At 55.8% G+C, this 11,942-nt stretch carries 9 protein-coding genes and 1 tRNA gene; all 10 read left to right on the top strand.

Annotated elements, in window-relative coordinates:
* The first annotated feature begins 223 nt into the window (after window positions 1-223).
* The 10 genes from NE623_RS12890 (at window position 224) to NE623_RS12845 (ending at window position 11,920) form a co-directional block, all read left to right on the top strand.
* Window positions 224-883, top strand: a complete 660-nt coding sequence (locus NE623_RS12890) for a response regulator transcription factor (protein WP_256272359.1) — start codon at window positions 224-226, stop codon at window positions 881-883.
* 3 nt (window positions 884-886) lie between these two features.
* Complete coding sequence (locus NE623_RS12885) at window positions 887-2,239, top strand: sensor histidine kinase (RefSeq protein ID WP_256272360.1); 1,353 nt, start codon at window positions 887-889, stop codon at window positions 2,237-2,239.
* Window positions 2,236-3,060, top strand: coding sequence for a hypothetical protein (locus NE623_RS12880; protein WP_256272361.1), 825 nt, complete (start codon window positions 2,236-2,238; stop codon window positions 3,058-3,060). Before NE623_RS12885 ends, NE623_RS12880 begins: the two co-directional genes overlap by 4 nt.
* Before the next feature lie 186 nt (window positions 3,061-3,246).
* A complete protein-coding gene (locus NE623_RS12875) occupies window positions 3,247-4,653 on the top strand; it encodes a hypothetical protein (protein ID WP_256272362.1) in 1,407 nt (468 codons plus the stop codon).
* 28 nt (window positions 4,654-4,681) lie between these two features.
* The gene (locus NE623_RS12870; RefSeq protein ID WP_256272363.1) at window positions 4,682-6,100 is read left to right on the top strand and encodes a hypothetical protein; all 1,419 of its coding nucleotides are present in this window, start codon (window positions 4,682-4,684) and stop codon (window positions 6,098-6,100) included.
* A 28-nt stretch (window positions 6,101-6,128) separates the two neighbouring features.
* Window positions 6,129-7,421, top strand: a complete 1,293-nt coding sequence (locus NE623_RS12865) for a hypothetical protein (RefSeq protein ID WP_256272364.1) — start codon at window positions 6,129-6,131, stop codon at window positions 7,419-7,421.
* A 157-nt stretch (window positions 7,422-7,578) separates the two neighbouring features.
* The gene (gdhA, locus tag NE623_RS12860) at window positions 7,579-8,925 is read left to right on the top strand and encodes an NADP-specific glutamate dehydrogenase (RefSeq protein WP_256272365.1); all 1,347 of its coding nucleotides are present in this window, start codon (window positions 7,579-7,581) and stop codon (window positions 8,923-8,925) included.
* Between the two features lie 127 nt (window positions 8,926-9,052).
* Window positions 9,053-9,128 (top strand) — tRNA-Met (locus tag NE623_RS12855).
* Window positions 9,129-9,486: 358 nt separating this feature from the next.
* Entirely contained in the window at window positions 9,487-10,134 is a 648-nt protein-coding gene (locus NE623_RS12850) for a SprT-like family protein (RefSeq protein ID WP_256272366.1), read from the top strand.
* Between the two features lie 337 nt (window positions 10,135-10,471).
* Window positions 10,472-11,920, top strand: coding sequence for a Sau3AI family type II restriction endonuclease (locus tag NE623_RS12845; protein ID WP_256272367.1), 1,449 nt, complete (start codon window positions 10,472-10,474; stop codon window positions 11,918-11,920).
* Window positions 11,921-11,942 lie beyond the last annotated feature (22 nt).

Genomic DNA, 11,942 nt, shown 5'->3' with positions numbered 1-11,942 from the left:
GCAGCATCCAGTATTATCTGCGCTTTTTGCTTAGCAGCTTGTACTTCTCGCTCGCCGCATCGGTACTTAGAATTATGCGGTATTGCCTTATTATGTGCACTTTTTCACATTATAACACGTAGAATGTGGAAAAAGAAGTAGAAAAGTGTAAAATAATAGTGACAAGGGACACAACCCGGTAACACGCCGGGTGTACACTGCCCCCATAAAGAGAGGTAAAGCGATGAATCACATACTGATTGCCGAGGACGAGCACCTGATTGCCCGCCTGATTGAGCTGACGCTGACCCGCGCCGGCTATCACTGCACCGTGGCTGAGGACGGCACCACGGCGGCAGACCTGATTGAAAAACAGAGCTTTGACCTTGCCCTGCTGGACATTATGCTGCCCGGCGCGGACGGCTATGAGCTGCTGGAATACCTCAAGCCGCAGGGTGTGCCGGTCATCTTCATCACGGCCAAGGCCGCGGTCAAGGACCGCGTGCAGGGGCTGCGCCTTGGCGCGGATGACTACATCGTCAAGCCCTTTGCGGTCGAGGAGCTGGTGGCGCGGACCGAAACCGTGCTGCGCCGCACCGGCCGCGGCGGGCGGGAGCTGCGCGCCTTTGATGTGGTACTGGACACGCAGGAGCGCACGGCCCGCAAAAACGGCGGGGTGATAGAGCTGCGCCCGCGTGAGTTTGACCTGCTGGAACTGCTGATGCGCAACCGCGGCGCGGCGCTCTACCGCGATGTAATGTATGAGCGCGTCTGGGGCGGCGAGCCGGACAGCGAAAGCCTGCGCACGGTCGACACCCACATTGCCCGCCTGCGCAAAAAGCTGGGCTGGGCCGACCGGATTGAAACGGTGACAAAAATCGGCTATCGACTGAAAAAGGAGTGACCTATGCGCTACGCACAAAAAATGATAAGCCTGCTGGTGCTTGTGCTGGCAGCGTCCTTCGGCATTGGCGGCTGTGTGCTGCTGTACAGTGATTTCAGCGTCCAGCGCCACCGCATGGCGCAGGCCGAGAAAACCGCCCACGCCAACGCCTGCACCCTGATGCAGAGCGAGATTCTTGATTTGCAGCGCCGCGGTGCGGACACCGGCAATGACACGCTGGCCGCGCTGGCCGCCCGGCAGGACGCACAGACCGCACTCTGGCGGGGCGATACCCTGCTCTACGCCGCCCTGCCGGGGCTGGCGCAGCTGCCGATGGAAAACGGCACCACCGTCACCGTCCGCACCGAGGGGCGGGTCTACGCCCTCTATGCCAGTGATTTGCAGGGCGGCCTGCGGCTGGTCACGGCCTACGAGCTGACCGACCTCTACCGTGACCGGGACGCCGCCCTGACGCGGTTTCTGGCGCTGGAGGGCGCAGTGCTGGCGGCGGCCGCGCTGGTGATGGCGCTGCTGGCCAACCGCTTGACCCGCCCGCTGGCCGTGCTGACCGAGGCCGGGCAGCAGATTGCCGCCGGTGACTACGCCCGCCGCACGGCCCTGCACACCGGGGATGAAATCGAGACGCTGAGCCGCAGCTTTGACACAATGGCCGACGCCGTGCAGGACAAAATCGCCGAGCTGGAGGCCGATGTCCAGCGGCGGGAGGACTTTGTCGGCGCGTTCACCCATGAGCTGAAAACCCCGATGACGAGCATCATCGGCTATGCGGATGTGCTGCGCACGATGCAGACCGACCCCGAGGAGCAGCGCGAGGCCGCACAGGCCATTGTGCAGGAGGGGCGGCGGCTGGAAACCCTGAGCTACAAACTGCTGGCCCTGCTGGGCCTGAACGAGGAAAAAATCGAACTGGGCCCGGTGCCGCTGGGTGACCTGTGGCCGCGGCTGCACGCCGCCTGCCCGGAGGTCTGCCTGCGCACCCCGCAGACCGCGCCCACCGTGCGCGGGGATGCGGATTTGCTGCTGGATTTGCTCTGCAATCTGGTGCAGAACGCCGCCCGGGCCAGCGCCCCCGGCGCGCCGGTGCTGGTGCTCTGCGGTCAGAGCGCGGACGCGGTGATCCTGACCGTGGCCGACCGCGGCTGCGGCATCCCGCCGGAGCTGATTTCCCGGGTGACAGAGCCGTTTTATATGGTGGATAAATCCCGTGCCCGCCGTCAGGGCGGCAGCGGGCTGGGGCTGGCGCTCTGCCAGCGCATTGCGGCGGTGCACGGCAGCACCCTGCAGATTGAAAGCGAGGTCGGCAGGGGCACGCGGGTCAGCGTGACGCTGCCGCTGTGGAAGGAGGCGGACGTATGAAGCTGCAGAACCATCCGTACCTCTGCGCCGGGCTCTGCCTGTGCGTGGTGCTGGCCTGCGCCGCCACACCGGCGGTCTTTCTGGCAGCCACCGATGCCGCGTCCTTCAAAACCATAGAGACAGTCCCCGACCCCTACACGGCCCCCACCCCCACGGCGGAGGACTACTACATTCTGCGCCAGTTGGCTGCCCGCGCCCAGAATGGCGTGAGCGAGCCCGCCGCCGAGCCGGCCGAAATTCCGCGGCAGGGGCCGAAGCTCTATATCAGCGCGGCGAAAAATCTTTCCACGATGGACTATGCCGATGAAGCCACCCGAACCGAGGTGCTGGACGCCCTCAACCGGCTGGCGGCGTGCGGCGCGGTGCCGCAGGCCTGGGTGGACCAGCTGCCAAAGGACACGGACGATGGCGCCGAATATCGGTACGGCGGCGTCTACTACAATCTGAATATGGCCTTCTGCTCGGTGGACAGCCTTGGCTTTGTGACGGTGCGCTGGTTTGACGGCCAGGGGCAGGATTTGTACACGCAGGCCAGTGTGACGATAGACAGCCGCACCGGCACGGTGGTGGAGGTGTGGTTCTCTCTGCCCGCTGACAGCGCCCCGCCGGTGCAGCTCCCCGATGAGGACGCGCTGCGCGCCTTTGCCGCGCAGGCCGGGCTGGAGGGTCTGGGCGACTGGGCCGCCCCCGCCGACAGCAGCTATACCTGCGCCCTCTACAGCGCCAACGGCAGCGCGCTGATTGCAGCCTCCACCCACCCCTACACCGGCTATGACGCCGACCGCTGCTACTACAGCCTGACCCTGCAGGCGGAGATGTAAGCTATCCCAAAGCTATGATGGAAAGTCATCCAACATTGGATGACTACGCAGTAGGGGCGGGGCTCTGCTCCGCCCGCCGAGACCTTGCGGACATATGCTGTTCCCGGTTTGTTCGTAGGGGGCGGCGTCCCCTACGCCCCGCCTGTACACAGCGTTTTATTTTACATCCTAAGGAGGTATAACCCGATGAAAAAACTAGCCGCTGTTCTTCTTGCCGGTGTGCTGCTGCTCTCCGCGTGCGGCGCTGCCCCCGACACAGCCCCCTCGGCAACCCCCACCCCGGACCCCGCGGCGGCTGCGGAGCCAACCCCGGAGCCGCAGAATGGGGAATTTTATGCGCTGAATGGTTTCGACGCCGCCTTCAACAGCGGGGACGCTTACTATGTGTTCAGCCGACGGCTTGGCTATTGCCTGCTGCTGAAAATCGACTACGCGACTGCTGCGCAGACCATCTGCTGTGAAATCCCCGGTTGTACCCATGACACCGAGGATTGCCCGGCATATTTCCCGGGGGAGGACAGCTATTATATTCCTTTCACGGCGGAGGGACAGCTCTATGTCCTAAACAAGCCGGTCTATTTGGGTGAGGGAACCTTGACGTGGGAGGAATATTATGAACAGAGCGTTGCCCCGCAACTGGCAAATCCGGATGCATCATTTTCAGGTATGACACAGCAGGAAATTGAAAACTTTTACCACGGCTTATGGCAGCAGATGACAACGCCTATGCGTCTGTACACGGTGAACCCGGCCGGGAGCAATACTTATCTGGATTTACCCAAAGAATGTCGGAAAGATATGATAAACTTTTGTGACGGTTCATCGCTGTATACTATGTCCACCGTCGGAAGTCAGAACCAAAACACAGAAATTCACCGCATTGCCCTTGCGGACGGCAGCGTGGAAACCCTGCCGCTGGAACCGACGGAGCAATGGAAAGACGTGTATGACGGCGCACTGCTGACAATGCGATATATAACGGACGCACCCTTGCCCGAGGACTGGGAGCAGTATATGGCCGCTATCCAGAGCGCAACGGTGGAGTTTGACCGCTATGACCCGCGCACCGGCGAGCGCCGCAAGCTGGCAGAACGCCCCTACGATGGTAGTTACAATAACGGCTACTACGGTACACATAATGGCAAGCTATATTTTGGGGAATGGGGAACGGACGAAAACTCAAGGAACAGATTGATTGAATGTAACCCGGCAGACGGCAGCACGGTGACTGTCTGGGACACAACACCCGACAATACGCTGTCTCCGATCTATTACGATTGGGGCAACAGCCTGCCGCCGTGTGACCACAGCACAGAACGCTGGATATGGCTTTCCGGCGGCAACGGTTCGTCAGGAAATGAAAGCGCTCTGCTGGACCTTGAAACCTTTGCCATAACCCCAGTGACAACAAAGATAAAAAATGATACGGCAGGCTGGATTATCTACCGCCGCGCCCAGGCAAGCGACGGCCGCTGGCTGATTGTCACAGAAAATGACAGCAACGGCTACCCCAGCGCCTACGCCCTGATTGCCCCCGAAGCCCTTGCTGCGGGCAGCACCGACTGGACGCCGGTCACCATGTGGCAGGGCTGACGCCCGCCAAAAAAGGAGGAAGCTGACATTGAAAAAGACTACTCTTTCCCTATTGCTTGCCGCGGCGGCACTGTTCTCCGCGTGCGGCACCGCCCTCGACACAGCCCCCTTGGCAACCCCCACCCCGGACCCCGCAGCGGCTGCGGAGCCAACCCCGGAGCCGCAGAATGGGGAATTTTACGCGCTGGATAGATTGAACGCCGCCTTTAACAGCGGGGACGCCTACTATGAGTTTGCCCCAAAGCTGGGCTACTGCCTGCTGCTGAAAACCGACTACGCGACTGCTGCGCAGACCGTCTGCTGTGAAATCCCCGGCTGTACCCATGACACCGAGGATTGCCCTGCGTATTTCCCGGGGAAGCATTACTATGTTCCCTTTGTGGCACAAGGGCAGCTCTATGTCCTAAATGCGTCTTTCTTTACGGAAGATAGAGATATGGCATGGGAGGACTTCTATGCACAGCGCGTTGCGCCGCAGCTGGAAAACCCCAGCGAAACATTCGACGGTATGAGCGGGCAGGAGATAGAAAAATACTATTACGGTTTATGGCAGCAGCAAAAAACGGCTATGCGGCTGTACACCGTGAACCCGGCCGGGAAAAATACTTATCAGGATTTGCCAAAAGAGAGTCGTGAGGCGGTATTCGATTACTGCGACGGCACATCACTTTACGGCATGGTCACTTCCGGCGCACAAGGGCAGAATAAAGAAATTATCAGGGTTTCCCTTGCAGACGGCAGCATGGAAACCCTGACACTGGAATCGACCGAGGAATGGAAAGGTGTATATGACGGCGCACTGCTGACGATGCGGTATGTGACCGATGCGCCACTACCCGACGATTGGGAGCAGTATATGGCCGCCATCCAGAACACAACGGTGGAATACGACCGCTATGACCCGCGCACCGGGGAACGCCGCAAGCTGGCCGAACGCCCCTATTACGAAAAGAACATGTTCGATAACGACTTTGCCGGTACCCATAACGGCAAGCTCTATTTTTCAAGATGGGAAACAAATCCGCAGGACGGAACAGAACAAAATCTCTTTGTTCAATATGACCCCACAGACGGCAGTAAGGTGACAATCTGGGACAAGGCACCCGCCGACAATCTGCAGTTGCCCTATAATTATACAAACGACCTGCCGCCGTGCGAGCGCCGCACCGAGCGCTGGCTCTGGCTTTCCGGCAGCAGCGGTTGGTCGCAGGATGTTTTCGCCCTGCTGGATACCGAAACTTTTGCCATAACACCCGTGACGCAAAAAATACAAAACGACCCCGAAGGTTGGGATGTCTACCGCCTTGCCCAGACAAGTGATGGCCTCTGGCTGATTGTGACAGAGGAAAACGACAGCGGCAGCCCCAGCGCCTACGCCCTGATTGCCCCCGAAGCCCTTGCCGCGGGCAGCACCGACTGGACGCCGGTTACCATGTGGCAGGGCTGACGCCCGCCCAAAAAGGAGGAAGCCGATATTGAAAAAGACTGCTCTTTCCCTATTGCTTGCCGCGGCGGCACTGTTCTCCGCGTGCGGCACCGCCCCCGACACAACGCCCTCGGCAACCCCCACCCCGGACCCTGCAGCGGCTGCGGAGCCAACCCCGGAGCCGGAACCTGTCAGCTTCCCGGTCGGACATCTGAACGACCTTGGTCAGCAGCCCGATGCCTGCTGGAACACCGGCGAAGCGCTCTATGAACTGCAGGATGTCAGCGGCAACACCCCGGAAGGCCGTGTGATGAAAACCGATTACGCAACCCTTACCCAGACGGTTTACTGCTCGGTTCCGGGCTGCACGCACGATTCTGACGCCTGCCCGGCTTATCTGGCCAGTGACTTCTGCACCAGCGTCATGGTGGTGGACGGCGTTGTTTACACTTACCCCACCGAGCTGACGAGCGTGGCGCCGGACGCCATCTGCCGCATTGACCCTGCCAGCGGTAAAACAGTGGTGGCCTCCGTGCCGGATTCCATACCAGAAAACTGTATGTTTTACTGGTGCGATGAATATGCCCTGTACGGCGCAAAATTCGGCTACACCCCAATCAAGCACCAGCCAAACACGCTTTACCGTTGGGACTGGAAGAACGGCACGGTGCAGACCATTCAGCTGCTGCCCGATGAGGAAATTGTTGCCCATGACGGAGCATGTTTTCTGACTTGCCACATTGCTGTGGATGAGCCGTGGCCAAACTTTGCCACCAATGAGCAGGAAGAAGCCATTCTGCAGCACGCTGTGTGGGAATACAGCTGGCTTGACCCCGCTGACGGTACGCGGGAGCTGATTTGCACACAGCCCTATGTGTACGGCAGCTTTTTCGGCTATTATGATGGAAAAATCTGCTACTACGGTAATTTCCGCAATGCCAACACACCGGAACAGCAGGTTGACGTTCTTTGCTTTGATACGGCGGACGGTCAGGAGAAGACCCTGATGGAAAACTGGCCTTGCGATACCAGCGCATTTGTGCCGCCAACCTTTTATCCGGCCTTCAGCGGGCAGAGCGCTCCGCTGGTCTGTGCCATAAAAAATATGCAGACACAGACCTATATGGTGGATGTGAACACAGGAAGCTGGAGCTCCCTGCCGGTGCTGGGCGGTATAGGCGTGCAGCCGGTTGCTGTAACGGACAATGGCCGGTGGGTTGTCTCCTTTAACCCGCAGGAGCGCATAGACCCGGTCTACCATGAATACCTTCTGTATGACCCGCAGGTCTGCCTTGCAGGCGGAAGCCCCATCGCGGCATTTGCCATGTATACCGGCGAATAATTTATACGCGACTTCGCCAAAATGTCCACGCTGCGGCTACAGCGGCACGCCTGTTGCAAACAAAATTTTGAAAAGTAAGCCAAAACTACTTGAAAAATTGCTTTTATGGTGCTAACATAAAACCGGTGTTTGAATTTATATAAAGGAGTGTCTTTCTATGGCAATTCAGAATGCTTACCTGCAGGGTGTATATGAGGGCCTTGCAAAGCGCAACCCCGAGCAGAAGGAGTTTCTGCAGGCGGTTGAGGAAGTCCTTGAGAGCCTGGAGCCCGTTGTTGCGGCTCATCCTGAGTATGAGAAGGCCGGTCTGATTGAGCGCCTGGTCGAGCCCGAGCGCGTGATTATGTTCCGTGTGCCTTGGGTGGACGATGCCGGTAAGGTACAGGTCAACCGCGGCTACCGTGTGCAGTTCAACTCTGCCATCGGCCCCTACAAGGGCGGTCTGCGCTTCCATCCCTCTGTCAACCTGTCTATCCTGAAGTTCCTCGGCTTTGAGCAGTGCTTCAAGAACAGCCTGACCGGCCTGCCCATGGGCGGCGGCAAAGGCGGCGCTGACTTTGACCCCCACGGCAAGTCTGATGCCGAGGTCATGCGTTTCTGCCAGAGCTTTATGACCGAGCTGTACCGTCATATCGGCCCCGATACCGATGTGCCCGCCGGTGACATCGGCGTCGGCGGCCGCGAGGTCGGCTATCTGTTCGGCCAGTACAAGCGCCTGCAGAATGAGTACACCGGCGTCCTGACCGGCAAGGGCATCCCCTTCGGCGGCTCTCTCGCCCGTACCGAGGCTACCGGCTACGGCCTGTGCTACTTTGCCAAGGAGATGCTGGCTGACGCCGGCAAGAGCTTTGAGGGCCAGCGCGTTGTGATCTCCGGCTCCGGCAATGTGGCCACCTACGCCAACCAGAAGGCCACCCAGCTGGGCGGCAAGGTCATCGCCATGTCCGACTCCAACGGCTACATTGTGGACGAGAACGGCATTGACTATAAGGTCATCAAGGAGATCAAAGAGGTCAAGCGCGCCCGCATCAAGACCTATCTGGAGTATGTCCCCACCGCCAAGTATGTCGAGGGCAGCCAGGGCATCTGGACCGTCCCCTGCGACATCGCCCTGCCCTGCGCCACCCAGAACGAGCTGCGTCTGGACGGTGCCAAGGCTCTGGTTGCCAATGGCTGCTACTGCGTAGCCGAGGGTGCCAATATGCCTTCCACCCCCGAGGCCATCGCCTATCTGCAGAGCCACGGCATCCTGTTTGCCCCCGCCAAGGCTTCCAACGCGGGCGGTGTTGCCACCTCCGGTCTGGAGATGAGCCAGAACAGCCTGCGCCTGTCCTGGACCTTCGAGGAGGTCGATGAGCGCCTGCACAACATCATGGTCAACATCTACAAGACTGCCGCCACCACCGCCGAAAAGTACGGCATGAAGGGCAACCTGGTTGCCGGTGCCAACATCGCCGGCTTTGAGAAGATTGCCTCCGCCATGATGAGCCAGGGCATTGTCTGATTGGACACCCCGCAGAGATAAAGCCCTGAAAATTTTACGCTGATTTTTTTCGGCAACCCCCTTGACACACCCGCCGCATTGTGGTATTATAATCAAGCACCGCAAATGAGGCGTGTGTGTCATATATCGCGGAGTAGAGCAGATGGTAGCTCGTCGGGCTCATAACCCGGAGGTCGCAGGTTCAAGTCCTGTCTCCGCAACCACTTAAAAAGAGCGTTAGAACGTAAAGTTCTAACGCTCTTTTTACATTCTATTAAATGCCCCCGCCATCGAAAGTTCAACAAAAGTTCAACACGAGCATTGAAGCGACCCGGAAAGCGCTGCCAAAGGCAAGGCCCCGGTGCTGTTGTTCCCCGCAAAATTATAAAATCGGGAGTAGTGGCCTATCAAGGGGCTTTCGCGGCATATCCTCGCTTTATAAATTGGGCTGCGGTATTCCACGTTCCCCTTGACAGTCCCCTATCCCGCTTTTGCCCGCTAATCGCGGAACAACCCGCAACCACTTATCCCGATGGGATAACGTAGGCTGAGATTGGGAAAACGAAAGCGAGGACGAAAGCAATGAAAGACACAGTCAAGACATCGAGGACGGCGGGCTACCTAGAGAAAATTTTCCGGGCGCTGAACGCAAAATATTTCAACAATGAGTTGGAAGAGCCGATTATTACAATACAGAGTACACCCAAGGCATACGCACACGTCACCGTTGCCAAGGCGTGGCAACGTGGAGACACCACCCGCCGAGAACTGAACATAGGGGCAGGAACGCTTGACAGAAGTATTTTTGAAGTTGTGGCATCGGAACTCCATGAGTGCGTACACATTTACAATATGCAAAACGGTATACAGGATTGCAGCAGGGGCGGCGCGTACCACAACAAAAAATTCAAAGAGGCAGCCGAAGCCCGCGACCTCAAAATAAGCTACGACCCGCGCATAGGTTGGAGTATCACCGAGCCGACAGAAGCCCTTTGCGAATTTGTCATTGAGCAAGGCTGGGATGACATCAACATGAACCGCATCGAAAGCAGCTACACACCACGCGGCAAAGGGGCAGGAAACGCCACAGGCAAGCCTACGAGCGGCAACAGCAACCCGAACAGCCACAGCATCAAATATGTCTGCCCCTGCTGCGGGAACAGCGTAAGAGCCACCAAAGCGGTGCATATCATGTGTATGGATTGCAACGAGCCGATGCAAGCCCAATAATAAGAAAATCCGGGAGCAATACAGCCCCCGGACTTTTTGATGTTAACTTTTCAAGAAATGTAATGGCAGTCTAATGTTGTCGCGTTTCACGACGACATTAGATGAACGCGAAACTTTTGGACGATACGCCGCCGATATTCTTTATATTTGTTTTCTAAAAGAGTATCAAAAAATCTATGTTGAAAAAACCACTTGATCGGCGAAGCCGACCCAAAAAAAGATGGGGCAATATAGGAATAACTTCTATTGACATCCGTTGAATCGCGTGTTAACATTTCATAGAATAGGGTTATTGTTGGATTATGAAATGTCAAACTAACAAAAAGGCGGTGTCCGTATGATAGCATATGATAAGACCGATGCAAAAAGCATTGAAACCTACGCCAAAAGATTAGTGGGGCATACATTTTCTGATGTTATAAAATGGGCGGAAGTATCTTCCGACTATACCTATAATAAGAAATCCAGAAAGGGCGGCCTTGGAAATTTAATTGAAGAGTGCTATTTCGGTTATGCCGCCAACGGAAGAAGCGAAGCAGACTTTTCCGAAGCTGGAGTAGAACTTAAAGTGACACCAATCGAAACCCGCAAAAAGGGGCAGTATGCAGCGGGCGAAAGATTGGTTCTTACTATGATAAGCTATAAAGAACCGATTACCCACGATTTTGAAAACTCTCATATGTGGCAAAAAAGTCAGCTTTTGCTTATTGTCTGCTATTTGCGTGACCGTTCATTAAAGGACAATCTTCTTTATGAGATTCAGTACGCTTCACTATTTACGCCCCCGGAAAAAGACCTTGTTATAATCCGCAATGATTATGAAATCATTGTAAGTAAAATTGAAAAGGGACTTGCACAAGAACTATCCGAAAGTGATACGATGTACCTTGGGGCTTGTACAAAAGGCGCAACGGCTGCAACGAGTTTTGTGCCGCAATTTTACCCGCCCTATATTCCTGCAAAACGCCGTGCATACTGCTATAAGCAGTCTTACATGACGTATGTTATCAATACCTATATTGCGCAAAAGTCAAAAGAACAAGAGGCTATAATTGAAAATCCAGAGGTCTTGAGAAAGACTTCGTTTGAACGCTATTTGATTGAGTATAAACTTGCGCCTTTTGTGGGAAAAACAGATAAAGAATTGTGCCATATTTTGAACAGGGAATACAATGGCAACAAAGCGCAATGGATTGATTTGACATATAGGATGCTTGGAATTAAGAGCAATAGTGCAGAAGAATTTGTCAAAGCTAATATTGTTGTCAAGACAATAAGGATTGAGAGCGACGGTAAAATTAGGGAAAACATGAGTTTCCCGGCGTTTAAGTATAAAGAAATCATCAAAGAAAATTGGGATGATTGCGAACTTCATCAGTATTTTTCAGAAACAAAATTCCTTTTTGCGGTTTTTGAGAAAGCTGGCGATTGCTATCGCTTTAAGGGGGCAAAACTCTGGAATATGCCCTATAAGGATTTGGAAGAAACCGTGCGGCAAGGCTGGCAACGCACGATTGATACAATCCGTAAAGGCCCGAAGTTAACCCCTAAAATGCAAAAGGATGGATATGTGGTACTGAATGATTTTCTGAAAGAGTCTGACGATGTAATTATTCATGTCAGACCGCACACAAAGAAATCCTATTACCTATTCCCGGATGGAACGCACTATGGAAATGGTACTCTGGCAAATGCAAACGAGTTGCCGGATGGCCGTTGGATGACAACAATGTCCTTTTGGCTTAATAGTTCTTATGTGTTGAAACAACTTCAATCGCTAGATTAAAAATTATATTTACAGGAACGGT

Source organism: Gemmiger formicilis (assembly GCF_024462815.1).
Classification (GTDB): Bacteria; Bacillota; Clostridia; order Oscillospirales; family Ruminococcaceae; genus Gemmiger.
The sequence above is the reverse complement of the archived record's forward strand: the minus strand, read 5'-3'. Positions and strand labels throughout refer to the sequence as shown.